Consider the following 22899-nt stretch of genomic DNA (forward strand, 5'->3'; position numbering starts at 1 on the left):
CTGTGCGCCTTGCGCGCACCGCCCTGCTCGCGGCGGCGCGGCGCGACCCAAGGCTCGGTAAGGAAGACGCACGCCGGTCAATTGTGGGCGTTCGCCCGCATCTTTTCCGGTGCGGCCGGACGCCGCAAGAACTGGGCGTCATCGTCTCCCCCCGAGGGGATCAGGATCGCGCGCTCGCGTGGCAGCGCTTCCGGCATCTCGTCGCGAATGAACGCGATCAGCTTCTCCCTCATCTCACAGCGCAGGTCCCAGGATTGCGGCGCGTTCCTGGCGCTGACCAGCGCGCGAAGCTCGATGGTGCGCGAATCCGCATCGATCACCTGGAGATTGACCACCGCGCCGTCCCATAGCTTCGACTCCTTCACCGCCTGCTCCAGCCAGCGGCGGATGCGCGGCACGTCGGCGCGATAGTCGACGTGCAGTCCGATCACGCCGATCAGGGATGCGGTGTCGCGCGTCCAGTTCTGGAACGGCTTTTCGATGAAGTAGGACAGCGGCACCACCATCCTTCGCCAGTCCCACAGCCGGATTACCACATAGGTCGAGGCGATATCCTCGACCCAGCCCCACTCGTTCTCGATGATCACGGCATCCTCGATCCGGATCGGCTGCGTGATGGCGATCTGCATGCCGGCGATCAGGTTGCTGAGCAGCGGCCGCGCGGCAAGACCGACGATGATACCGGCGGCGCCGGCAGAGGCGAACAGGCTGACGCCGTATTGCCTCACAGAATCGAACGTCATCAGCGCGGCGGAGACGGTGATGATGACGATGATGGTATCGGTGACGCGCTTGAAGACGCGGACCTGGGTGACGTGCTTGCGTGCGATGAAATTCTCGGTGACGTCGCGGAAATTCTGCAAGTACCGCGCCGAGCTCATGTCGACGATCCGGATCGAGATCCAGCCGATCAGTGCGATGAAGGCGACGACGAACAGCCGCATCAGCGGCGTTCGGATCGTATCGTCGAGCGGCGCAAGCGGCAGCACCAGCGCGACCGCGGCAAGACACAGCGCCAGCTGAGCCGGACCGGAGGTCCGGTCGATGAATACGGCTATGAGAGGCAGGCGGGTTCCGAAGGCGCGACAGAGCAGCCACACGGCGACCCGGTAGACAAACAGGGCGAGCAGCATTGCGCCGGCAACGAGGCCGAGGCCGATAAACCATGACGGTATCCAGCCGAACATCTTGTCGATGTCGGCCATGAGAGCCTGCCAGTTCATTGCTGTCCCTGCCGTTGCGATCGCGTCAACCCGCTCAACGCCTTCAGGCCGGCTTCGCTCCCACATCTGGTGCAACGCAGCATCCCATTGATGCAACGGTTGCCAAACTGCGCTAGTGTGAAGCACGCATGACTCGACGTACCGGCAGCGCCGACCTTCCCCTGCACACCGGCCGGGTTCCGCCCTGGCTCGCAACCCGCATGGCCTCGCTGGGCGCGATCGTCACGCAGGCAATCGTGCATCATTACGGACGCGATGCGTTCCTCCAGCGTCTCTCACATCCATTCTGGTTCCAGTCGTTCGGTGCCGTGATGGGCATGGACTGGCATTCCTCCGGCATCACGACCTCCGTGATCGGCGCGCTGAAGCGCGGGCTCGGCCCGCTCCAGGACGAGCTCGGCATCTATGTCTGCGGCGGCCGCGGCCAGCATTCGCGCAAGACACCCGATGAGCTCTTGCAGCTCGGCAACCGCGTCGGCTTCGACGGCGCGAAACTCACCCGCGCCAGCCGCCTCGTGGCAAAGGTGGACAGCGCCGCCGTGCAGGACGGCTTCGATCTCTATCTCCACGGCTTCTTCGTCACCGCCGACGGCAAATGGACGGTGGTGCAGCAGGGCATGAACGGCGACAAGCGCCAGGCGCGCCGCTATCACTGGCATTCGGAAGCACTGAAGAGCTTTGTAGATGCGCCACACAGCGCGATCGACGGCCCCCAGCAAGGCGAGATCGTCAACCTCACCGACCACCGCGCCGATGTCTCGCGCACCGCGCAGCTCGAGCTGCTGAGCGATCTCGGCCCGGACCGCATCCTCACCGAATTCCAGCGGCTCACCGGAACGACGCCCGAACCCGCGCAGGCGATGCTGCCGCATCTCGTCATGCCGGTACATCACGATGTCAGGCCCAAGGACGTGTTCGCACGTCGCCTGCATGGCACGCTGGCCGCCGCGGCCGAGCGTGGCCCGGTCGATTTCCCGGAGCTGCTGCTGACGCCCGGCGTCGGCGCGCGCACCGTGCGCTCGCTGGCAATGGTCGCCGAGGTCGTCCACGGCGCGCCCTATCGTTTCAGGGATCCGGCGCGCTTCTCGCTGGCCCATGGCGGCAAGGACCGGCATCCCTACCCCGTTCCGATCAAGGTCTATGACGAGACGATTCGCGTGCTCAAGGGCGCGATCCAGAACGCCAAGCTCGGACGCGACGAAGAGATGCACGCGATCAAGCGGCTCGACGACCAGGCGCGGCGGCTCGAACGCAGCGCGCGGGGGCCGTCGGTCGAGGCCTACATCGCCGGCGAGCGTGGAGTCTCGCCCGATCTCGACGGCCGCTCCGTGTTCGGTTGGGAACGCGATCTCGTCGCTACAAAAAATCGGACCGGCTGAGGGCCGGTCCGCAGGGAGTCGGTCGGGGAGGACGCGACCGAAGTTCGATTTTCTCAGGTCTCAGTCTTCGTCGTCGCTTCCGAGCCGGTTGGCGGAATGATCCTGGTATTGCTCGGTCTGGATCGACTTGCTGTCCATGCCGCGGATATCGGAATGCTGCTTCTTGTCGCGGTTGGACAGCACCATGTTGTCGCCGATCTTGTCCTTGGGAATGTCGGCCATGGCGCCGGTGCCATCGCTCTTGCCATGCATGCCCGACCTGAAATGCGTCTTGCTGCCGTGTCCAGCTGGCATGGGTGTCTCCTCTTGCAGTGATCTTCCGAAAATCTAGTGCTTCTTCTGTTGTGCCGGCATCGGCTTCGGCGGCTTGTGGCCGCTCTGGCCGGGATCGTTGTGCTTGTTGTGGTCGCTCTCCTGATTGAGGCCGCCACGACTTACCGGGTATTCGCTGTGCCGAGCTTCGGGCTGCGCACGGTGAACCGCGTTGTCCTCGACGTTGCGGTCTAACGCCCGATCCAGCTCCCGCGCGTCCGGAACATCGGGCTTGCGCTCCAGGATGCGCATTTGTTGTTCATGGGTTTTTCTGCCTTGCATCTATGGCCTCCGGCCTCTGCGGGGCGATCCGCTATGTGCGACATCCTTGTCGATGCCGCCTGCGAAAGTCACGTCATTCTCGCGGTCACCCTCGATCGTGTTCTCACCGAGCGCATCCTCGATATCGTCGGGCGATGCCCCGGCCATGGTCGCACCCTTGGATCCGCCGATCAGCGGGTTCTCGCGGAGATCCTTGTTGGTGCGCGTGTAGAGCTTCGGCTGCTTGTTGCTCATCGTCACTCTCCTCCGGCCTTTCCCGCCGGGTCATGGGTGTGATGGATATCGTGCTCGCCTCCGCCACCGGAGATCTTGCTGTGCTTGCGCTGCGGACTCTCGGGCGGCGGCTTCTTGATCTCGAGCGGCGCCTTGGCGTTTTCATGCGCGGCGCCCGGGCCGCCCTGGCGAATCGTGTTCGGTGTCTTGGTGGATGTCGACATGAGCTGTCGTCCTCCTTCGACCGGCCTCGCTTCACCGGTCTTGCTGGTAACCCTGATTTGTCGTGTTCTGCTTGATGTTGCCCTGCTGGCCCTGCTGATCGGGATTCTGCGCGTGCTGCCGCCCATGCGGCGCCTGGTCCGCAGGCGTCTGCTTGTTATCACCGGTTCCCTTGTGACTCTGGTTGTCCGGTGGAACTGGAGGCATCTTGCCGGTCATGATCTCATCTCCTGCACAGCGTTGAGCTCGTGACTTGGTCAACGCCGGCCTTCCGGAGATTGTTTCACGCCCGACCGGCGGGCGCCGGATCGTCCCACATCGCACGCACTTCCGCCGGCAAGGCGTCCCTCACATTGGCCGCTTGACCGGACGTGAGATGGCGCGAGAGAACGTGGAATACCGAACGCAGCGCCGCCTTCGCGTCCACCGACCGCGTGTACCTGAGTTCCTGCTCGACCATCTCCAGAAACTCATCGAGTGAACGCACGCGCTTCGGCAGTTCGGACGGACGGAACTGCTCATAATAGGTGCCGCGAACCAAGAGCGGCAGCTGCGATCCGAGATGCGCCGCAAGTTCGATCGGCAGACGATCGCGAACCGCGCGCAACACCGCAGCCAGCACGTGCCATGATAGCTGATCGTCGAAACCGGTCTCTTCGCCGATTTCGTTCAACCAGATGTGCGTTGTCTGGAGTGTGCTATTGAAGACGGGAATGGCGCTGGCACTCATGCGAACCTCCATTGCCAAATCCAGGATTCGAATCCGGGATCGCTGACAACAGGCGGCGGCGCGAGCCGTTCCCAACTGAACAGCCGTGGGCCTGACTATCCGCGCCCCGGCGAGCGCTGACCGGTCTTGCGCTGCTGCTGACTGGTATAGGCGTCCCAATGGCTCCAGCTGCCATTGCTGAGGCTTTGCAGATCGGTGCCAAGCGGACGGCGGGTGCGCTTGTCGTGGTCGGCGATCACGCGCTCGGACTGCGTGATCTTGCGCTTGAGTTCCGCGATCGCCTTCTGGGTCTGGCCGTTCCGCTTCGAGGACGCGATCTCACCCATCGTGAAGCGCGCGGTCTCGAGCGCCTTCAACTCGGCGCGGTTCTTCTTCAACTGGACCCGGTGCCAGGCGATGTTGCTGTCGCTGTCCGCAACCATGTGGGAACTCCGCTGATTCGCACCCGCATAGTATCGCGCGCCGAATCGGCGCCGCAACGCTCACGCGGTGGCGAAAATGCGGTGTTATTGGGCAGGAAATTCCGGATCAGCGCTCGGCAAAGGCCTTTTCGACCACGAACTGGGCCGGCTCGCCGTGATTTCCCTCGATGAAGCCGCGTTCGCCCAGCAGCACGCGGGTGTCCGCCACCAGCGCCGGGCTGCCGCAGATCATGACGCGGTCGTGGGCCGCTTCCAGCGCCGGCAGGCCGATATCGCTGAACAGCTTGCCTGAGGTGATGAGGTCGGTGATGCGGCCGCGGTTGCGGAAGGGATCGCGGGTCACGGTCGGGTAGTAGATGAGCTGGCTCTGGATGTACTCGCCGAGCAGCTCGTCCTTCGGCAGATGCTCGGTAATCATCTCGCCATAGGCGAGCTCCTTGACGTGACGGCAGCCGTGCAGCAGCACGACCTTCTCGAAGCGCTCATAGGTCTCGGGGTCCTTGATCACGCTCAGGAACGGCGCAAGGCCCGTGCCGGTGCCGATCAGATAGAGGTTGCGGCCTTCTTCGAGGTTGTCGATCACCAGCGTGCCAGTGGCCTTGCGGCTGACGATGATCTCGTCGCCTTCCTTGAGATGCTGAAGGCGCGAGGTCAGCGGTCCGTCCGGCACCTTGATCGAGAAGAACTCCAGCGTGTCCTCGTAATTGGCGCTGGCGACGCTGTAGGCCCGCAGCAGGGGCTTTTCGCCGACCTTGAGCCCGATCATGGTGAATTCGCCATTGCGGAAGCGGAAAGTCGGGCTGCGGGTGGTCTTGAAGGAGAATAGCGTGTCGGTCCAGTGGTGGACGCTCAGAACGCTTTCCTGATTGAAATTGCTCATCTCACCTTCCCTGTCGCGTCATTTGCGGTTTTCGAGGCGGGCAGCTATGCATCGTTTGTATACGATCATTCGTATACTAATGAATAATCCCGCTTGATCCCGTGGTCAAGGCTGCTCAAGATCGCGAGCGTTGCAGTTAGGAATAAGGAGCCCCTTCCATGGCGCATGACGCACCCCAGGCCACCGGACCCTCGAAGCTCGTGATCCGCAATATCGGCCTGATCCTGTCCGGCGCCCTGGAAAAGCCGATCCTGGACGGCGACACCATCGTCGCCGAGAACGGCAAGATCACCGCGATCGGCCGCTTCAAAGACTGTAACGTCGAGAGCGCGACCACCATCGTCGATGCCCACGGCACGACCGTCACGCCCGGCCTGATCGACAGCCACGTCCACCCGGTCGCCGGCGACTGGACGCCGCGACAGAACCAGATCAACTGGATCGACAGCTCCCTCCATGGCGGCATCACCACCATGATCTCGGCCGGCGAAGTGCACATGCCCGGCCGCCCCCGCGACGTCGTGGGATTGAAGGCGATGGCGATCTTCGCCCAGCGCGCGTTCTGGACCTTGCGCCCGGGCGGGGTGAAGGTTCATGCCGGAGCGCCGGTGATCGAATGCGAGATGGTCGAGGAAGATTTCAAGGAATTGGCCGCAGCCGGCGTCAAGCTGCTCGGCGAGGTCGGCCTCGGCGGCGTCAAGGACGGCCCCACCGCCCGCAAGATGGTCGGCTGGGCGCGTAAATACGGCATCCAGAGCACGATCCACACCGGCGGCCCCTCGATTCCCGGGTCCGGCCTGATCGACAAGGACGTGGTGCTGGAGGCCGACACCGACGTGGTCGGCCACATCAATGGCGGCCACACCGCGCTGCCCGACGACCAGATCCGCTGCATCTGCGAGGGCTGCAAGCGCGGGCTCGAGATTGTTCACAACGGCAATGAGCGCTCGGCGCTCTACACGCTGCGCATCGCGCGCGAGATGGGCGATCTGCATCGCGTCATCCTGGGCACCGATGGGCCGGCCGGCTCCGGCGTGCAGCCGCTCGGCATTCTGCGCATGGTCTCGATGCTGTCCTCGCTCGGCGAACTGCCGGCCGAGATCGCGTTCTGCCTTGCTACCGGCAACACCGCGCGGATGCGCCAGCTCGATTGCGGCCTGATCGAGATCGGCCGCGCCGCCGACTTCGTCATCATGGATAAGGCGCAGCATTCGCCCGGCAAGAACATTCTGGAGAGCGTGCAGCTCGGCGATCTCCCGGGCATCGGCATGACCATCATCGACGGTATCGTGCGCACGCAACGCAGCCGCAACACGCCGCCCGCGGGGAAGGTACCGGAGGTGGTGGGGAAGTAGGCCAAGGAAACAGTACCGTAGGGGTGGGCAAAGCGAAGCGTGCCCACCAGGACTTCTTCCAAACAATGAAAGATGGTGGGCACGGCGCTTTGCGCCTTTGCCCAACCCTACGAGATCGCCCTCACCTCAACTTGTTCAACAGCGCCATCAGCGTCTCGCGCTCCCTGGCGTCGAGCGGCGCGAGCGTCTCGCGCGTGATCGCAAGCGCGTTCGGCGCGACCTTCTCCGCAAGCTGTTGACCGGCGCGCGTCAGGCTCACCAGCAAGCGCCGGCCGTCCTCGGGATCCTGGCTGGTCTCGGTGAGGCCGCGCGCCGTCAGCCGGTCGATCACGCCCTTGATGGTGGCGACGTCCATCGCCGTCAGCCGCCCGAGTTGGTTCTGTGAGCACGGTCCGGTCTCGGCGAGCTTCGACAGCGCCGCCCATTGGGTCGGCGTCAGATTGGTGCCGATGTCTCGTGAGAAGATCGAGCTGTGCCGCTGCCAGACCTGGCGCAGGATGAATCCGACCTGCTCGTCGAGCACGTAGGGCGGTTTTGCCGGTTTGATGTTCTTCTTCGCCGCGACGCTTCTTGCCATCCCTTCCCCGCCCTTCACAACGACAGATGCGCGTCGCGGATGTCCGGACGCGCGTCGAGCTCGGCCATGGTGCCGCCGAAACAGATGCGGCCGCGCTCGATGATATAGGCGCGGTCGGAGATCAGCCGCGCGAAGTGCAGATTCTGCTCGGAGACGACGATGCTGACGCCCTCCTTCTTCATGGTCAGGATGGCATCGACCATCTGCTCCACGATCTTCGGCGACAGGCCTTCCGAGGGCTCGTCGAGCAGCACCAATGACGGATTGCCCATCAGCGTGCGCGCGATGGTCAGCATCTGCTGCTCGCCGCCGCTCATGCGCCCGCCCGGACGGCTCTTCATTTCACCCAGATTTGGAAACAGCGCGAACAGTTTTTCGCGCGTCCAGTGCGGGGCGTTCGGACGCTTGGGCTGGCGGCCGACTTCGAGATTTTCTTCCACCGTCAGGTCAGTGAAGATGCGCCGCTCCTCCGGCACATAGCCGAGGCCCTCGCGCACGATCTCGTGCGTCGGCTTCGCCGAGACGTCCTTGCCCTCGAACATGATGCAGCCGGTTCGCTGCGCCACGAGCCCGACGATCGAACGAAACGTCGTCGACTTGCCGGCGCCGTTGCGCCCGAGCAGCGCGACGACCTCGCCCTCGCCGACCTCGAAGCCGATGTCGAAGAGGATGTGCGCCGGGCCGTAATGGCTGTTGAGCGCCTCGACGGTCAGCTTCATGTCGAGGCTCCCTCGCGGTGGCGGGCATCGTAAACGAGGCCCTCGCCGAGATAGACCGCCTGCACCTGCGGATTACCTCGCACCTCGGCCGGCGAGCCCTCGGCGATCAGCGTGCCGCGATTTAGCACGAGGATGCGGTCGGCATGCTCGAACACCACGTCCATGTCGTGCTCGGTGAAGAGCACGCCTATGGATTTTTCCCGTGCGATCTGAGCCGTCAGCCGCATCAAATCGACGCGCTCGCGCGGCGCCATGCCGGCGGTCGGCTCGTCCATCAAAAGCAGCTTGGGCTCATTGGCGAGCGCGACCGCCAGCTCGAGCCGCTTGAGGTCGCCATAGGCGAGCTCGCCGCAGGGACGATCGGCGTAGCCGCTCATGCCGACGAGCTCCAGCAAACGGCCGGCCTCGCCGCGATCGAAATTCGGCGCCGAGCCGAACAAATTGAACAGCTGCCTCCCGTGCGAGATCAGCGCGACCTGCACATTTTCGCGCACGGTCATGGTGGCGAAGGTCGCGGTGATCTGGAAGGTGCGGCCGACGCCCATGCGCCAGATGTCGCGCGGCTTCTTGCCGGTGGTTTCTTCGCCGAGCAGGCGGACATGGCCGCTATCAGGCCTGTTCTGGCCATTGAGCATATCGAAGCAAGTGCTTTTTCCCGCGCCGTTCGGGCCGATCAGCGCCAAAATCTCGCCTGATCGCAGCGAGAACGAGACGCCGCGCACGGCATGGATGCCGCCGTAGGATTTGCTCAGGCCTTCAACCGCGAGAAGTGGGGGTGCTAGGCTCATTCGGCAGACTCGATCGGCTTGGCGAGCAAAGGTGATCCCGGCGGCGAGGCCTTCCGGCGGCGCTGCGCCAGTGTCTCCAGCATACCGACGATGCCCTTGGGGAAGACGACGACGATCAGCACGATGAAGCCGCCGAGGACGAGTTTCGAGAGGTCGGTCTGGCTGACCAGCCAGATGTTCAAAGCCTTGTAGACGATCGCGCCGATCACCGCGCCCGACACCGTCTCGACGCCGCCGAGCAGCACCATGACGAGGGCATCGACCGAGAGCGAGATGCCGAGATTGTCGGGGAAGACGCTGCCCTTGAGATAGGCGAACAGCGCGCCACCAATACCGGCGGTCGTGCCCGCGATCACGAAGGCGGTCCACTGGATGCGCTTGGCGTTGATGCCGACGGCCTCGCTGCGCAAAGCTGAGTCGCGCGTGGCGCGCAGCGCGTAGCCGAACGGCGAGAATATCATGGCCCGCAGCGCGATCGTGACGAGCGCCGCAACGCCCAGCGCCAGCCAGTAGAAATGCGACGGGCTCGCCGCCCAGCTTGCAGGCCACACGCCCAGGATGCCGTTATCGCCGCCTGTCACGTTGACCCACTGGAACGCGACCGACCAGACGATCTGCGCGAACGCGAGCGTCAGCATCGCGAAATAGACGCCGGAGAGCTGCACCGCGAAGAAGCCGAACACCGCAGCGCCTATGCAGCCGAGCAGCGGCCCGAGCAGCAGGCAGGCGATCATCGGCAACCCCGCCATCTTGGCGAGGAAGGCGACACCATAGGCGCCGAGCCCGAAATAGGCGGCATGACCGAAGGACGCCAGCCCGCCCACCGACATCAGGAAGTGCAAGGAGACGGCGAAGATCACGAAGATCGCGATCTCGGAGCCGACCGTCAGCGCGTAATTGCCGGCAAACAGCGGCAGCGTCGCCGCGATGACCAGCGCCGCCAGCGCGGCCAATCGTTCGTTCGACGTCAGCGGCCGCCAGGGGTTGACGGTGAGGCCCGGCGTCCTGCGCGCGGGTGCCTCGGGCTTGCCGAACAGGCCCCATGGGCGGACGATCAGCACCATCGCCATCACCAGGAAGACCAGGATGATGGAGATTTTCGGGAAGATCAGGATGCCGAAGGCGTTGAGCTCGGAGACCAGCACCGCCGCGACGAAGGCGCCGACGATGCTGCCGAGACCGCCGATCACGACGACGACGAAGACCTCGACAATGATGCGCAGATCCATGGCATGATGCACGGCATCGCGCGGGATCTGGAGCGCGCCGCCAAGCGCTGCGAGGAAGACGCCGACCGCGAACACGCTCGTGAACAGCCACTTCTGATTGACGCCGAGCGCTGCGACCATGTCGCGGTCCTGCGTCGCCGCGCGCACCAGCACGCCCCAGCGGGTGCGCTGGAACAGCAGCCAGAGAATGCCGAGCACGACCGGACCGAGCACGATCAGGAACAGGTCATAGCTGGGAATGTTCTGCCCGAAGAAATCAATCGCGCCCTTGAAGCCCGGCGCACGGCGGCCGACGAGATCGTCGGGGCCCCAGATCAACACGACGAGATCCTCGACCATCAAGGTTAGGCCGAAGGTCGCGAGCAGCTGAAACAATTCAGGCGCGTGATAGATGCGGCGGAGCAGCACCATCTCGACGATGACGCCGATCAGCGCCACCGCGAGCGCGGCCAGCACGATGCTGCCCCAGAAGCCGAACGCACCCGACAGCCGTTCGGTGAGCGTGAAGGCGATGTAGGCGCCGATCATATAGAAGGCGCCATGCGCGAAATTCACGATCCGCGTCACGCCGAAGATGATCGACAGACCCGAGGCCACCAGAAACAGCGACGCTGCGCTGGCGAGACCGGTCAGAAACTGTACGACATAAAAGGCCATCGGTGGTCCGGGTTGGGTTTGAAGTCACCTCGCCCCGCTCTTGCGGGGAGAGGTCGGATCGCTTCCGGTGATGCGAAGCATCGTCCGGTGCGATCCGGGTGAGGGGCTCTCTCCACCAGCGCGGGGCGTGGAGAGAGCCCCTCACCCCAACCCTCTCCCCGCGAAGAGCGGGGAGAGGGAGAGATAAAAAGAGAGTTCAATCCTTCGGCCGCAGCTTCGCGACTTCGGCATCGCTCGGCAGATAGTCCGAGCCCTTCTTGTAGGACGAGTCCACCATCACGCCCTTGCCGTCCTTCAGCGCGGTCTTGCCGACGAAGGCCCCCAGCGTCGACTGATGGTCGATCTTGCGGAAGGTGATCTCGCCGAAAGGCGACGGCATCGAAAGACCTTCCGCCGCGGCGATCAGCTTCTCCGGATCGGTGGAGCCGGCCTTGGCCAGGATCGCGGCGGCCGCCTTGATGGTCTGGTAGCCGACGATCGAGCCGAGGCGCGGATAGTCGTTGTACTTGCCCTGGTAGGCCTTCAGGAACGCATCATGCTCGGGAGTCTTGATCGCGTACCAGGGATAGCCGGTGACGATCCAGCCCTCGGGTGTCTCGTCCTTCAGCGGGTCGAGATATTCCGGCTCGCCGGTCAGGAAGGAGACGACCTCGCGTCCCTTGAAGAGGCCACGAGTGTTGCCCTCGCGCACGAGCTTGACGAGATCGGCGCCGAAGGTGACGTTGAGAATGGCTTCCGGATTAGCTTGCGCAACCGCCTGCACCACCGGGCCCGCATCGATCTTGCCCTGTGGCGGCCATTGCTCGTCGACCCACTGGATATCGGGGCGCTTCTCCGACATCAGCTTCTTGAATACCGCGACCGCCGACTGACCGTATTCGTAGTTCGGCGCAATCGTCGCCCAGCGTTTTGCCGGCAGCTTGCTGGCCGCTTCCACGAGCATCGCCGCCTGCATGTAGTTGGAGGGCCGCAGACGGAACGTGTACTTGTTGCCCTTCGACCAGGTGATGGCGTCGGTCAGCGGCTCGGCTGCGAGGAAGAATACCTTCTTCTGATTGGCGAAGTCGCTGACGGCGAGGCCGATGTTCGACAGGAACGTGCCCGTCAGCATCGCCACACCTTCGCTGGAGACGAGTTCGTTGGCCGCGGTCTGCGCGTCCGCCGGCTTGCCGCCGTCGTCCTTGGAGATGACGACCAGCTTCTTGCCGTTGATGCCGCCGGCCGCGTTGATCTCCTCGACCGCGAGCTGCCAGCCCTTGCGGTAGGGCTCGGTGAAGGCCGGCAGCAACGAGTAACTGTTGATCTCGCCGATCTTGATGTCCTGCGCCACGGCCGACTGACCCATGCCGCCCGCCAGGAGCGCGAAGGCCGCGCCGACGAAATAGTTTCTTGCTCGCATCCCAACCTCCAGTTTTGAACTCTCTTGCGTCTTCTATCGCAAACCGTCTTCGCCCTTGATCTCCGCAACCGTCAGGCCCCCGACACGCGGCAGCGGCCGGCCGCTGTCGGTGACGGCGACCGCGACCATGATCTCGTTGGCGCGCGGCGCGTCGTTGATCTGCACCTCCATGCCGTCGAAATGGCTGCGCACGAAGGCCGCATCCTTGTGCCCGAGCGGAATGTCGAGCGTCGTGCCGGGGCCGCTGCGCTTCTTCGACGAGGGGATCAGCGCCGCGCCCTTGCCCAGGACTTTCCGCACCGGCGCGCCCATCTTGGGGTGAAGGATCGCGGCGGCGTGTTCCAGTTCGCCATTCTCGCCGACGGCCGCGGCCTTGCCGTAGCTCTGCGCCTTGGCGCCCTCGATGCCCAGCGCCGCCACCGCGCGCTTCGACAGGAGCTCGCCGAGTTCCTCGCCGATCGCGATCAGCGGCGACAGGTCCTCGACATATTGTCCGGCGAACGGATTTTCGATCACGGCGATCGCCGCAGCACGCCGGCTCGGCGGCGAGACCTTTTGGCCCATCTCCATCTGCGTCTCCTCGACGACGGTGACGATCTTGCGGATGATCGCGCTCATGATTGTTTTCCTTTGGGCACTTCCCTGCTCAGGCATAAACCGCGTTCTCCAGCACAGCCGGGCGCGGTCGTTGCCCTTCTATATCCTTTGGTCCGATGACAAGCATATCACCACAAAGCCTGAGCACGGCCCCCTCGATCAATCCGCGATCGAATAATTGCCGTGCACATTCCGCGCCAGATTCCAGCGCAGCGCCGGTCTCATTCTGCGACAAATCACCGACATCTCGGGTGACGAGACGCGCGCCGAGATCGCTGTCAGGCTGAAGCTCGTTCGCGGGTTGCCGGAGGATGGCGGGATGCCCGGGCAGATCGACGGCATTGGCGATGACGGTGGCCGCCGCATCGGCCTGCGACGCGGTCGCCGCCAGCACCGTCACGGCATCGGCGATGCCGAGCGAAAAGCTGCGGCCGTGCCGACCGCTGGTCGCGATGCCGCGCGCGGGATCATTCGCAGTGACCCTCATGGTGCGCATCACGCCGCCACGGTCCGGCCGGTCCATCAAACCCACCGAAAAATCCTCACCGCGCCCGAGATGCAGCGCGATGTCGCCGCCGTTATTGACGTAGGCCCGATCCAGCGTCGCAGCGCCAAGCATCGCGCCGAGAATTTCCTCCGCCACACTGCCGGCGACCGCAGCCATCGGCGTGATGAAGCAGTCGGCGGCATAGGGCGCGACAGCAGCGTGCATGCGACGCGCCACCACGCCTTTCAGCGAGGTCCGCGCCCCGGCGCCCGTCCGCAATTCCGGCAATTCAGCGCAGAGCTCGTCCAGCAAGCCCGTGAACCTTCGCCCGGCAGCCTCATAGGCCGCGCGCACCTCATCCGCACGGCCCCTCGCCTCGACGATCAGATCAATCGGTCCATCCTGCAAATGCAGCCGCCGGCCATCAGACAGCAATGCGATTTGCGGGAGCCTCCTCATGCGCGACGTCCCGGGATTGGGTTCTGCCAGGGCAGCTGCCGGACGTCCTCACCATTCTGCACCTCGGCAAGCGGTTTCACATGATCCATGTGCCCGCCGAGCGCGGCGTAGTCGGACAGCCTCATCGTGAACTCGATCGGCGCGACCAGCGCCGGCGTCGGTACGTAGCCGAATGCGCCTGAAGGCATCTGCGTCACATCGACCATGTAGGTGATGCCCCCACCCGGCCAGACATAGACAGGCGCGCCGCCGCTGGTGACGCGCGTCAGCGCGTCCTTGACCGAGCGCGTCAGCCGCACGGGATTGTCGGTGACGCCGGCGCGGAGCGAGCCACCGGCGCCGGCCATGAACAACACCGTGCACAGCGCCGGCTCGCAATTCTCCTGGATGCGCTCGACCGAGAATTTCAGGTCGGCCGGCATCTCGGTCTCGACCGGCTTCAGGGCTTCGTCGAGCACGTAATAGGACGCATGCTCGCCGGTGGTGGAGACCATCAGCATCGAAAGACCGGGCCTGGCTTGCTTGGCGTCGAACGGCCCGAGAATCGCCAGCGGATCGGAAATGTTGGTGCCGCCCCAGCCCGTGCCGGGATCGGCGACCTGGAAATAGCGGCCGGGTGTCGAACGCCGCCCCTTCATCTTGATGCCGGTATCGGCGATGTCGAGCAGCTTGCCGGCCTGGTGCTCCGACAGCACGCCGGTGATGTGGTCATCGACCACGACGACCTCATCGACCTTGCCATGCCATTGCTTGGCGAACATGCCGATCGTCGCCGAGCCGCAGCCGACGCGCATGCGCTCTTCTTTCACGCCATTGACGATCGGCGGTTGGCCGGCCTGCACCACCACGCTCGCGCCGCCGTCGATGGTTAGCTCCACGGCCTTGCAATTGGCGAGATCCATCAGCGTATCGCAAGTGACGCGGCCCTCCTTCTTGGAGCCGCCGGTGAGATGATGCACGCCGCCAAGCGAGAGCATCTGCGAGCCGTATTCGCTGGTGGTGACGTGTCCGACCGCCTCGCCCTGCGCGCGGACGGTCGCGGTTTCGGGGCCGAGATAGCGATCGGTGTCGATCTTCACCTTGATGCCGCAATAGGAGAAGATGCCCTCGGTGACCACGGTCACCATGTCAACGCCATCGATCTCGGACGATACGATGAACGGCGCCGGCTTGTAATCGGGATAGGTCGTGCCCGCGCCGATTGCAGTGACGAAGGTCGAGGGCTCGTGGACGAGCTTGCCGTCCCAGTCTTCGGTGCGATTGAACGGGACGAGCTTGCCGCCGTGCTCGACGGTGCGCTCCAAGATCACATGGGGATCGACGCGGACCAGCTTGCCGTCGTGATTAGCATAGCGGTCGCAGGCGCCCGCCGCGCCGGGCTTGATGTAGCACATCACCGGACAGGCATCGCAGCGGATCTTGTCGGTGGCAGCGCTCGTTGTTTCCATCACCATGTCAAAGCCGGCCGGACCTTGCGGTTATCATTCGTATACGAACGATGTTGCGCGCGCTCCCCTAGGGCTGTCAAGCGGCGGTGCAATGCAAAAGGTGCTGCTGCCGCATAAAACCTCATTTGCCTATCCGCCCTGTCCACAAAGCGGGCAATTGCGCTGCACTGCGGCATGCACGGCTTGCACGTTTGTGTACAAACGGTATCGTCGCGGACGTAGATTTTGATGCAGGCTTGGGAACGAGATGACGCAGGCACCGATCCGCCTCACCGTGAACGGCAGGATCCACGAGATCAGCGCCGCGCGCGATACGCCGCTGCTCTACGTGCTGCGCAACGATCTCGCGCTCAACGGTCCGAAATACGGTTGCGGTCTCGGTGAATGCGGCACCTGTACTGTCCTGATCGACGGCGCCGCGGCGCGCTCCTGCGTGATTCCTATCAGCGGCTGCGCAGGCCGCGACATCGTGACGCTCGAAGGGCTCGGCACGCGCGATAAGCCTGACGTGGTGCAGCAGGCGTTCATCGACGAGCAGGCCGCGCAATGCGGCTACTGCCTCAACGGCATGATCATGACGACCAAGGCGCTGCTGGCAATCAATCCACAGCCGACCGAGCAGGAGGCGCTGGCGGCTCTGCGTTACAATCTCTGTCGCTGCGGCACCCACGTCGAAATCTTGCGCGCGGTGATGCGCGCATCGGGCCAGCTCACCGAGGCCGCGGATTGATGGCCTCGCCTGTCTCGAACGGAGCTGAGCGGCCACAGGGTTCGCTTGTCGTCGTCCGCACGGTGGACGAAGTCACATCTGAAACCTTCATCCGCATCACCGCGGACGGCTCGGTTACAGCCTATAACGGCCATGTCGATCTCGGCACCGGCATCCGCACCGCGCTCGGCCAGATCGTCGCCGAAGAGCTCGACGTCTCCTTCGCGCGCGTCGTCATCGTGCTCGGCGACACCGCATTGGTGCCGAACCAGGGCGCGACCATCGCCAGCGAAACCATCCAGATCACCGCCGTGCCGCTACGCAAGGCCGCCGCGCAGGCGCGCCACTTCCTGATCGCGCGTGCGGCCGAGCGGCTGGAGCTGCCCGCGGACGAGCTCAAAGTCGAAGACGGTCTCGTCCGCGGGCACAATCGCAGCATCAGCTATGGGGAATTAATCGGCAACGAGGCGATCAGCCTCGAGCTAGCCGACGACGTCCAGGTCAAAGCGGTTGGCGACTATGCCATCGTCGGCCAGTCGGTGCCGCGCGTCGACCTGCCGGCCAAGGCCACGGGCCAATTGACTTTCGTGCACGATATCCGCGTGCCCGGCATGCTGCACGGCCGGGTGGTGCGTCCGCCCTATGCCGGCGTCGACGCCGGGCCGTTCGTCGGCACCAGCCTGATCGCCGTCGACGAAGCTTCGGTGCGCGACATTCCCGGCTTCGTCGCCGTGGTGCGCATTTGCGATTTCGTCGGCGTAGTCGCCGAACGCGAGGAGAATGCGATCCGCGCGGCCGAGCAGCTCAAGGTGAGCTGGAAGCCGACGCCGACGTTGACCGACCTCGCCGATGTCGAGACCGCCCTGCGCGCCAATCCCTCGACGCCGCGCACACTGATCGATAAGGGCGACGTCGATGCCGCGATATCAGGCGCGGCCAAGCCGATGCAGCGCACTTATGTGTGGCCGTATCAGATGCATGCGTCGATCGGCCCGTCCTGCGCCGTCGCGGACTTCCAGGACGGCAACATCCGCGTCTGGTCCGGCACGCAGAACCCGCATCTGCTCCGCAGCGACCTCGCCCTCCTGATCGAGCGTCCCGAGAGCGAGATCGAGGTCATCCGCCTCGAGGCCGCCGGCTGCTACGGCCGCAACTGCGCCGACGACGTCACTGCGGACGCGCTGCTGCTCTCGCGCGCGGTGGGCCGGCCAGTGCGCGTGCAGCTGACGCGCGAGCAGGAGCACGCCTGGGAGCCCAAGGGCACCGCGCAGCTGATCGACGTCAACGGCGGGCTCGACGCCGACGGCAACATCGCCGCTTACGACCTCGCGACACGCTATCCATCGAACGCGGCACCGACGCTGGCACTCCTGCTCACCGGGCGCATCTCGTCCGAACCGGCCGTGCTCCAGATGGGTGACCGCACCGCCATTCCTCCTTACGACTACGACCACATGCGCGTGGTCGCGCATGACATGGCGCCGATCGTGCGCGCGTCCTGGTTCCGCGGCGTCTCGGCGCTGCCGAACACCTTTGCGCATGAATCCTATATCGACGAGGCCGCGAGCGAGGCCGGCGTCGATCCCATCGAATACCGCCTGCGCTATCTTAGGGATCAGCGCGCGGTCGATCTTGTCAATGCGGTCGCCGAGCGCGCCGGCTGGACGCCGCGGCCGGTTCGCGAGGGGAAGGACGGCGAGATCGTGCACGGGCGCGGCTTCGCCTATGCGCTCTATGTCCACAGCAAATTTCCGGGCTATGGCGCGGCCTGGTCCGCCTGGGTCGCCGACGTCGCGGTGAACAAGACCACCGGCGACGTCAGCGTGACGCGCGTCGTCGCCGGTCAGGACTCTGGCCTGATGATCAATCCGGACGGCGTGCGCCACCAGATCCACGGTAACGTCATCCAGTCCACCAGCCGCGCGCTGATGGAGGAGGTCACGTTCGAGCGCGGCGCGGTGGCGGCGCGTGAATGGGGCGCCTATCCGATCATCCCCTTCCCCGACGTGCCGAAAATCGACGTGCTGATGGTGCCGCGGCCGAACCAGCCGCCGCTCGGCGTCGGCGAGTCCGCCTCGGTGCCGAGTGCGGCGGCGATCGCGAACGCAATTTTCGATGCCACCGGCGTGCGCTTCCGGGAACCGCCGTTCACTCCGGAGCGCATCCTGAAGGGTCTGCACGGCGATGCAGCCGCCACGCCGCAGGCTTTGCCTGCTCCCGCAGCACCGCAGCCGTCGCGCAGCTGGCAAAATCCTTTCGCCAGGCGCGCCGGCGCCTTCGCGGCGGTTGCCGCCCTCTGCTCGGCCGCGATCGGCATCGGGGCCACGCTATGGCCCGGGCGTGCGATCGCCCCGATCGCGCGGCCCGATGCATCGGTCTATTCCGCCGCAACCATCGCTCGCGGTGGGCAATTGGCCGCGCTCGGCAATTGTGCGGTGTGCCACACCACGACCGGCGGCGCGGCGAACGCCGGCGGTCGCGCGATCGAGACACCGTTCGGCACGATCTACAGCACCAACATCACACCCGACGTCGAGACCGGCATCGGTGCGTGGTCGTATCCTGCTTTCGAGCGCGCGATGCGCGATGGCATTCATCGCGACGGGCGGCAGCTCTATCCGGTGTTTCCCTACACGCATTTCGCCAGGACCAGCGACGCCGATCTTCAGGCGCTCTATGCCTATCTCGTCGCGCAACCCGCGGTGCGCGCGACGGCGCCCGCCAACAGGCTCGCCTTCCCGTTCAATGTGCGGCCGCTGCTGGCGGGATGGAATGCACTATTTCCTCAGCCGCGCGAGCTCAAGCGCGATCCGGCCAAGTCCGAGCCATGGAATCGCGGCGCGTATCTCGTCGAGAGCCTCGGCCATTGCAGCGCCTGCCATTCGCCGCGCAATGCGCTCGGCGCCGAGCAGCGCAATGCCTATCTCGCCGGCGGCTTTGCCGAGGGCTGGGAGGCGCCGCCGCTGACCTCGCTCTCGCATGCGCCGATCCCGTGGAGCGAGGACGAGCTGTTCGCCTATTTGCGTACCGGCCATTCGCGCTACCACGGCGTCGCCGCCGGTCCGATGGCGCCTGTTGTCAGGGATCTCACGGCGCTCCCCGACGACGATATCCGCGCGATGGCGGTCTATCTCAATTCATTCAACGACCCGACCGATCGGCCAACGCAGGATGCGCTCGCCGCCAAGCTCGAGAGCGCAACACAGGTCACGGTGGCCGCTTCTAGCGGCGCGCGGCTCTATCAGGGCGCCTGCGCCGTCTGCCACGAGGTCGGCGGACTGCCGCTGTTCGGCAGCCGTCCCTCGCTCGCGCTCAACAGCAATTTGCACAGCGCGACATCGGACAATCTCGTGCACGCGATCCTGCACGGCATTGCGGAGCCAGTGTCGAGCGATCTTGGCTACATGCCGGCGTTCAGGAACAGCATGAGCGACGCGCAGGTCGAAGAGCTCGTCAGCTTCCTGCGTGGTCAGTTCGCACCGGACAAGCCCGCGTGGGCCGGCGTGCGCGAGACGATTGCACGCGTGCGGTCGTCACCGCACTAAGCGTGCTTCTTCGGCCCCACCGGCGGCGTGCCGTGGGTGTGGAAGGACTCGATCGTCTTCAATCCCCAGGCCTGGCCCTTCTTGCGCTCCTCCTCGGTCCACACGATCGGCTTCCAGTCCGGCGCGAGGATGAGACGCGCGCCGGCATTGGCGACTTCGACGCGATTGCCGCCGGGCTCGTACACATAGAGAAAGAAGGTCTGTTGGATCGCGTGCTTGTGCGGGCCGGTCTCGATGTGCACCCCGTTCTCCAGGAAGATGTCGGCGGCGCGCAAGATCTCCTCGCGGCTGTCGAGGGCGTATGTGACGTGGTGGAAGCGGCCGGGCGTACCGGAATGGTCGAGCGAATAGGCGAAATCGTAGCTTTTGTTCGACATGGTCAGCCACATCGCCGCTTCCCGGCCGTCATTGAGCACGATCTGCTCGGTGAGCCGGCAGCCGAGATAATTCTCGAAGAACTCGCGGTTGGCCTTGATGTCGATGGCAAGGCAGTTGAGGTGATCGAGCCGGCGGACGTTGACGCCGCGCGCGGGAAAGCGCTGCGCCTGGTTCTTCAGCGCCGGCTTCAGCTCCGGCGGCGCCTGGTACCATTCGGTCTCGTAATAGAGCTCGACGATGTGGCCGTCGGGGTCGCGGCAGCGGAAGGTCGGCCCCTGCCCCATGTCGCCGTCGATCCACCCGATGTCGAAGCCGGAGCCCTTCAGCGCTGCGACGCGGCGCTCCAGCGCCTGCTGGCTGCGCGCGCGCAGCGCCATGTGCTCCATGCCTGAGGTTTTCGAGGCCGTGAGCTTGAGCGAATAGCGCTCGTAATCGTCCCAGCCGCGCAAATAGACCGACTCGCCCTTCTGCCCGCTGACGGTCATGCCCATCACGTCGACGAAGAATTTCAGGCTCTCGTCGGGCTTGGGCGTCAGCAGCTCCATATGGCCGAGATGGGCGAGATCGAGGATCGGTTCCGGCTGCATGAATTCCTCCTGGGGTTGCTGCGATCCGCCGGAGCGGATCGTGCAATCGGACGCAGGGCCGTAATCGGCTCATGCGTCCAGGGCGGCGCCGAGGCCGCGGGTTCATTTGTACTAATGTACAAATGATTAGGTCCCGTCAACAAACCAAACCTCCCAGACCGTCCTGCCGATGCTGATGGAGCATCTCCCGACCGGCAGGCTGCTTGCCCGAATGGTAAAATCTTCCTTAAGCGCGTCAGGCGCGACCGGCCCAGAAATGCAGCATTTTTCCGGCCGTTTCCGCCCACAAATATGCATTTGGAACAAACCTGTTGGCCGAATTGTCGCGGATTTAACGAAGCGGCCGCGCCTGCCGTTTAACCGTTTGTGCAGCGACGGCCGCGCATAGTCTGGGGCAAACCCCGTGCTCTTGCCAGGTTCTCTTGCCAGGTTCATTCAACGTGACATCCTTTGGACGCGTGATTTCGGTTCGCGGATCGCTCGCCCGGGTCGGGCTATTGGCCGAAAGCCACATGCCGATCTCCGAGGTTCGGGCGACAGTCGGCCGTTTCGTCAGCATTCGCTGTGCCAGCTCGGTCATCGTCGCGATGATCACCGAGGTCTCCTGCGAAAACCTGTCGAGCGCCGACAACTATATCGCCATCGCCTCGGTCGACCTGCTCGGCGAGATCCTCAACGCCGCGGACAAGCCGAAATTCCAGCGCGGCGTCACCAATTATCCGACCATCGGCGATGCAGTGGACCTGATCACCAGCCAGGAGCTGCGCACGATCTACGCGCCGACTGGCTCGGACCAGATCAATGTCGGCTTCCTCCAGCAGGACCGCTCCGTCATCGCCTATGTCGACGTCGAGGAAATGCTGTCCAAGCATTTTGCGGTGCTGGGATCGACCGGCGTCGGCAAGTCCACCGGCGTGTCGCTGCTGCTCAACGAGATCCTCAAGGCGCGCCCGAACCTGCGCATCTTCCTGCTCGACGTCCATAACGAATATGGCCGCTGCTTCGGCGACCGCGCGCTGGTGCTGAACCCGCGGAACCTGAAGCTGCCGTTCTGGCTGTTCAACTTCGAGGAAATCGTCGACGTGCTGTTCGGCGGCCGCGCCGGCGTGCCGGAAGAGCTGGACATCCTCGCCGAAGTGATCCCGATCGCCAAGGGCGTCTACACCCAATACCAGAACGCCGATCGTATCGGGCTCAAGCGCATCGATCCCAAGCAGGTCGGCTACACCGTCGACACGCCGGTGCCGTATCGCCTGGTCGATCTGATGTCGCTGATCGACGAGCGCATGGGCAAACTGGAAAACCGCTCATCGCGCATCATCTATCACAAGCTGATCTCGCGCATCGAAGCGGTGCGCAACGACCCGCGCTACGCCTTCATGTTCGACAACGCCAATGTCGGCGGCGACACCATGGCCGAGGTCATCAGCCATCTGTTCCGCCTGCCGGCCAACGGCAAGCCGATGACGGTGATGCAGCTCGCCGGTTTCCCGGCCGAGGTCATCGACTCCGTGGTGTCCGTGCTCTGCCGCATGGCATTCGATTTCGGCCTGTGGAGCGACGGCGTCTCGCCGCTGCTGTTCGTCTGCGAGGAGGCGCACCGCTACGCCTCTGCCGACCGCAATGTCGGCTTCGGCCCGACCCGCAAGGCGGTGTCGCGCATCGCCAAGGAAGGTCGCAAATACGGCGTCTATCTCGGCCTCATCACCCAGCGTCCGGCCGAGCTCGACGCCACCATCATTTCCCAGTGCAACACGCTGTTCACGATGCGACTAGCCAACGACCGCGACCAGGCGCTGCTGCGCGCCGCGGTGTCGGACGCGGCCGCGAACTTGCTGTCCTTCGTGCCCTCGCTCGGCACCCGCGAGGTGCTGGCGTTCGGCGAAGGCGTCGCGCTGCCGACGCGCCTGCGCTTCAAGGAGGTGCCGCCGCACCAATTGCCGCGCGGCGAAGCCACCATCTCCAGCGTGCCGTCGGTCACCTCCGGCCACGACATGCATTTCGTCGGCGCCGTGCTCGAGCGCTGGCGCGGCGCCACCTCGCAGCGCGACGTGCCGAACGACCCGGTGTTCGCGGCGCCACCCGCAAAGACCATGTCCAGCCTCGACGCCCCGATGCTGCAACCGTCGATGGGACTCGATCCCGACCGCTTCTCGCTGCTGAAGAAGCCGCTGCGGTAAGGAGCGGACACCGCTTCCGCACATTCCGCTGTCGTGCCCCGGCTTGACCGGGCATCCGGTACGCCGCGGCTTCTCGGTTCAATCACAGCCGTCTCTGGAATACTGGATCGCCCGATCAAAGT

The 22899-nt window shown here is 64.8% G+C and carries 23 protein-coding genes; 5 read left to right on the forward strand and 18 right to left on the reverse strand.

All coding sequences use genetic code 11. The annotated features are described in order from the left end of the window. Nucleotides 1-77 precede the first annotated feature (77 nt). Nucleotides 78-1223 carry a mechanosensitive ion channel family protein gene (locus JJB99_RS22855; RefSeq protein ID WP_200494559.1) on the reverse strand — a complete coding sequence of 382 codons (1146 nt, stop codon included), beginning with the start codon at nucleotides 1221-1223 and terminating at the stop codon, nucleotides 78-80. 128 nt (nucleotides 1224-1351) lie between these two features. On the opposite strand from JJB99_RS22855, the gene JJB99_RS22860 reads away from it, so the two are divergent. Further along, entirely contained in the window at nucleotides 1352-2602 is a 1251-nt protein-coding gene (locus tag JJB99_RS22860) for a DUF763 domain-containing protein (RefSeq protein ID WP_200494560.1), read from the forward strand. Nucleotides 2603-2662: 60 nt separating this feature from the next. Here JJB99_RS22860 and JJB99_RS22865 read toward each other — a convergent pair whose 3' ends face one another. The 8 genes from JJB99_RS22865 to JJB99_RS22900 all read right to left on the reverse strand — a co-directional run bounded on the left by JJB99_RS22865 (nucleotide 2663) and on the right by JJB99_RS22900 (nucleotide 5663). Continuing rightward, nucleotides 2663-2896 (reverse strand): hypothetical protein, encoded by a 234-nt coding sequence (locus tag JJB99_RS22865; RefSeq protein WP_200494561.1) that lies wholly within the window; start codon nucleotides 2894-2896, stop codon nucleotides 2663-2665. A gap of 33 nt (nucleotides 2897-2929) precedes the next feature. Beyond that, entirely contained in the window at nucleotides 2930-3166 is a 237-nt protein-coding gene (locus JJB99_RS22870; RefSeq protein ID WP_246774945.1) for a hypothetical protein, read from the reverse strand. Between the two features lie 30 nt (nucleotides 3167-3196). Beyond that, entirely contained in the window at nucleotides 3197-3430 is a 234-nt protein-coding gene (locus JJB99_RS22875; RefSeq protein WP_200494563.1) for a hypothetical protein, read from the reverse strand. A gap of 2 nt (nucleotides 3431-3432) precedes the next feature. After that, entirely contained in the window at nucleotides 3433-3633 is a 201-nt protein-coding gene (locus JJB99_RS22880; protein WP_200494564.1) for a hypothetical protein, read from the reverse strand. Nucleotides 3634-3664: 31 nt separating this feature from the next. Further along, nucleotides 3665-3850 (reverse strand): hypothetical protein, encoded by a 186-nt coding sequence (locus tag JJB99_RS22885; protein ID WP_200494565.1) that lies wholly within the window; start codon nucleotides 3848-3850, stop codon nucleotides 3665-3667. A 64-nt stretch (nucleotides 3851-3914) separates the two neighbouring features. Beyond that, nucleotides 3915-4361 carry a DUF2267 domain-containing protein gene (locus JJB99_RS22890; protein WP_200494566.1) on the reverse strand — a complete coding sequence of 149 codons (447 nt, stop codon included), beginning with the start codon at nucleotides 4359-4361 and terminating at the stop codon, nucleotides 3915-3917. Between the two features lie 95 nt (nucleotides 4362-4456). Beyond that, nucleotides 4457-4783, reverse strand: coding sequence for a hypothetical protein (locus JJB99_RS22895; RefSeq protein WP_200494567.1), 327 nt, complete (start codon nucleotides 4781-4783; stop codon nucleotides 4457-4459). Between the two features lie 106 nt (nucleotides 4784-4889). Further along, complete coding sequence (locus tag JJB99_RS22900; protein ID WP_011086612.1) at nucleotides 4890-5663, reverse strand: ferredoxin--NADP reductase; 774 nt, start codon at nucleotides 5661-5663, stop codon at nucleotides 4890-4892. Between the two features lie 158 nt (nucleotides 5664-5821). On the opposite strand from JJB99_RS22900, the gene JJB99_RS22905 reads away from it, so the two are divergent. Beyond that, entirely contained in the window at nucleotides 5822-7018 is a 1197-nt protein-coding gene (locus JJB99_RS22905; protein WP_200494568.1) for an amidohydrolase family protein, read from the forward strand. A gap of 121 nt (nucleotides 7019-7139) precedes the next feature. Here the strand turns inward: JJB99_RS22905 and JJB99_RS22910 are convergent, their stop codons facing one another. The 8 genes from JJB99_RS22910 to JJB99_RS22945 all read right to left on the reverse strand — a co-directional run bounded on the left by JJB99_RS22910 (nucleotide 7140) and on the right by JJB99_RS22945 (nucleotide 15384). Then, complete coding sequence (locus JJB99_RS22910; RefSeq protein WP_200494569.1) at nucleotides 7140-7595, reverse strand: MarR family winged helix-turn-helix transcriptional regulator; 456 nt, start codon at nucleotides 7593-7595, stop codon at nucleotides 7140-7142. Between the two features lie 14 nt (nucleotides 7596-7609). Continuing rightward, complete coding sequence (locus JJB99_RS22915; protein WP_200494570.1) at nucleotides 7610-8314, reverse strand: ABC transporter ATP-binding protein; 705 nt, start codon at nucleotides 8312-8314, stop codon at nucleotides 7610-7612. After that, nucleotides 8311-9102, reverse strand: coding sequence for an ABC transporter ATP-binding protein (locus JJB99_RS22920; RefSeq protein WP_200494571.1), 792 nt, complete (start codon nucleotides 9100-9102; stop codon nucleotides 8311-8313). Before JJB99_RS22920 ends, JJB99_RS22915 begins: the two co-directional genes overlap by 4 nt. Beyond that, entirely contained in the window at nucleotides 9099-10988 is a 1890-nt protein-coding gene (locus JJB99_RS22925; RefSeq protein WP_200494572.1) for an ABC transporter permease, read from the reverse strand. The genes JJB99_RS22920 and JJB99_RS22925 overlap by 4 nt, the downstream gene beginning before the upstream one ends. Before the next feature lie 196 nt (nucleotides 10989-11184). After that, a complete protein-coding gene (locus JJB99_RS22930) occupies nucleotides 11185-12387 on the reverse strand; it encodes an ABC transporter substrate-binding protein (protein WP_200494573.1) in 1203 nt (400 codons plus the stop codon). 33 nt (nucleotides 12388-12420) lie between these two features. Then, entirely contained in the window at nucleotides 12421-13005 is a 585-nt protein-coding gene (locus JJB99_RS22935; RefSeq protein WP_200494574.1) for an amino acid synthesis family protein, read from the reverse strand. 28 nt (nucleotides 13006-13033) lie between these two features. Further along, entirely contained in the window at nucleotides 13034-13930 is an 897-nt protein-coding gene (locus JJB99_RS22940) for a UPF0280 family protein (RefSeq protein WP_200494575.1), read from the reverse strand. Further along, the gene (locus JJB99_RS22945; RefSeq protein ID WP_200494576.1) at nucleotides 13927-15384 is read right to left on the reverse strand and encodes a 6-hydroxynicotinate reductase; all 1458 of its coding nucleotides are present in this window, start codon (nucleotides 15382-15384) and stop codon (nucleotides 13927-13929) included. The genes JJB99_RS22940 and JJB99_RS22945 overlap by 4 nt, the downstream gene beginning before the upstream one ends. A gap of 241 nt (nucleotides 15385-15625) precedes the next feature. On the opposite strand from JJB99_RS22945, the gene JJB99_RS22950 reads away from it, so the two are divergent. Then, the gene (locus JJB99_RS22950; RefSeq protein WP_200494577.1) at nucleotides 15626-16108 is read left to right on the forward strand and encodes a (2Fe-2S)-binding protein; all 483 of its coding nucleotides are present in this window, start codon (nucleotides 15626-15628) and stop codon (nucleotides 16106-16108) included. Further along, the gene (locus JJB99_RS22955; protein ID WP_200494578.1) at nucleotides 16108-19632 is read left to right on the forward strand and encodes a molybdopterin cofactor-binding domain-containing protein; all 3525 of its coding nucleotides are present in this window, start codon (nucleotides 16108-16110) and stop codon (nucleotides 19630-19632) included. The genes JJB99_RS22950 and JJB99_RS22955 overlap by 1 nt, the downstream gene beginning before the upstream one ends. On the opposite strand, the gene JJB99_RS22960 is transcribed toward JJB99_RS22955, so the two are convergent. Next, nucleotides 19629-20597, reverse strand: a complete 969-nt coding sequence (locus JJB99_RS22960; RefSeq protein WP_200494579.1) for a catechol 2,3-dioxygenase — start codon at nucleotides 20595-20597, stop codon at nucleotides 19629-19631. The two genes, JJB99_RS22955 and JJB99_RS22960, sit on opposite strands and share 4 nt — an antisense overlap. 440 nt (nucleotides 20598-21037) lie before the next feature. Here JJB99_RS22960 and JJB99_RS22965 point away from each other — a divergent pair, with 440 nt between their 5' ends. Beyond that, nucleotides 21038-22777 (forward strand): ATP-binding protein, encoded by a 1740-nt coding sequence (locus JJB99_RS22965; protein WP_200494580.1) that lies wholly within the window; start codon nucleotides 21038-21040, stop codon nucleotides 22775-22777. Nucleotides 22778-22899: the final 122 nt, after the last annotated feature.

This window comes from Bradyrhizobium diazoefficiens (assembly GCF_016616235.1).
Taxonomy (GTDB): domain Bacteria; phylum Pseudomonadota; class Alphaproteobacteria; order Rhizobiales; family Xanthobacteraceae; genus Bradyrhizobium; species Bradyrhizobium diazoefficiens_H.

Coding starts and splice junctions, on each gene's coding strand:
- JJB99_RS22855 (WP_200494559.1), bottom strand. CDS start 1,223: ATGAACTGGCAGGCTCTCATGGCCGACATCGACAAGATGTTCGGCTGG.
- JJB99_RS22860 (WP_200494560.1), top strand. CDS start 1,352: ATGACTCGACGTACCGGCAGCGCCGACCTTCCCCTGCACACCGGCCGG.
- JJB99_RS22865 (WP_200494561.1), bottom strand. CDS start 2,896: ATGCCAGCTGGACACGGCAGCAAGACGCATTTCAGGTCGGGCATGCAT.
- JJB99_RS22870 (WP_246774945.1), bottom strand. CDS start 3,166: ATGCGCATCCTGGAGCGCAAGCCCGATGTTCCGGACGCGCGGGAGCTG.
- JJB99_RS22875 (WP_200494563.1), bottom strand. CDS start 3,430: ATGAGCAACAAGCAGCCGAAGCTCTACACGCGCACCAACAAGGATCTC.
- JJB99_RS22880 (WP_200494564.1), bottom strand. CDS start 3,633: ATGTCGACATCCACCAAGACACCGAACACGATTCGCCAGGGCGGCCCG.
- JJB99_RS22885 (WP_200494565.1), bottom strand. CDS start 3,850: ATGACCGGCAAGATGCCTCCAGTTCCACCGGACAACCAGAGTCACAAG.
- JJB99_RS22890 (WP_200494566.1), bottom strand. CDS start 4,361: ATGAGTGCCAGCGCCATTCCCGTCTTCAATAGCACACTCCAGACAACG.
- JJB99_RS22895 (WP_200494567.1), bottom strand. CDS start 4,783: ATGGTTGCGGACAGCGACAGCAACATCGCCTGGCACCGGGTCCAGTTG.
- JJB99_RS22900 (WP_011086612.1), bottom strand. CDS start 5,663: ATGAGCAATTTCAATCAGGAAAGCGTTCTGAGCGTCCACCACTGGACC.
- JJB99_RS22905 (WP_200494568.1), top strand. CDS start 5,822: ATGGCGCATGACGCACCCCAGGCCACCGGACCCTCGAAGCTCGTGATC.
- JJB99_RS22910 (WP_200494569.1), bottom strand. CDS start 7,595: ATGGCAAGAAGCGTCGCGGCGAAGAAGAACATCAAACCGGCAAAACCG.
- JJB99_RS22915 (WP_200494570.1), bottom strand. CDS start 8,314: ATGAAGCTGACCGTCGAGGCGCTCAACAGCCATTACGGCCCGGCGCAC.
- JJB99_RS22920 (WP_200494571.1), bottom strand. CDS start 9,102: ATGAGCCTAGCACCCCCACTTCTCGCGGTTGAAGGCCTGAGCAAATCC.
- JJB99_RS22925 (WP_200494572.1), bottom strand. CDS start 10,988: ATGGCCTTTTATGTCGTACAGTTTCTGACCGGTCTCGCCAGCGCAGCG.
- JJB99_RS22930 (WP_200494573.1), bottom strand. CDS start 12,387: ATGCGAGCAAGAAACTATTTCGTCGGCGCGGCCTTCGCGCTCCTGGCG.
- JJB99_RS22935 (WP_200494574.1), bottom strand. CDS start 13,005: ATGAGCGCGATCATCCGCAAGATCGTCACCGTCGTCGAGGAGACGCAG.
- JJB99_RS22940 (WP_200494575.1), bottom strand. CDS start 13,930: ATGAGGAGGCTCCCGCAAATCGCATTGCTGTCTGATGGCCGGCGGCTG.
- JJB99_RS22945 (WP_200494576.1), bottom strand. CDS start 15,384: ATGGTGATGGAAACAACGAGCGCTGCCACCGACAAGATCCGCTGCGAT.
- JJB99_RS22950 (WP_200494577.1), top strand. CDS start 15,626: ATGACGCAGGCACCGATCCGCCTCACCGTGAACGGCAGGATCCACGAG.
- JJB99_RS22955 (WP_200494578.1), top strand. CDS start 16,108: ATGGCCTCGCCTGTCTCGAACGGAGCTGAGCGGCCACAGGGTTCGCTT.
- JJB99_RS22960 (WP_200494579.1), bottom strand. CDS start 20,597: ATGCAGCCGGAACCGATCCTCGATCTCGCCCATCTCGGCCATATGGAG.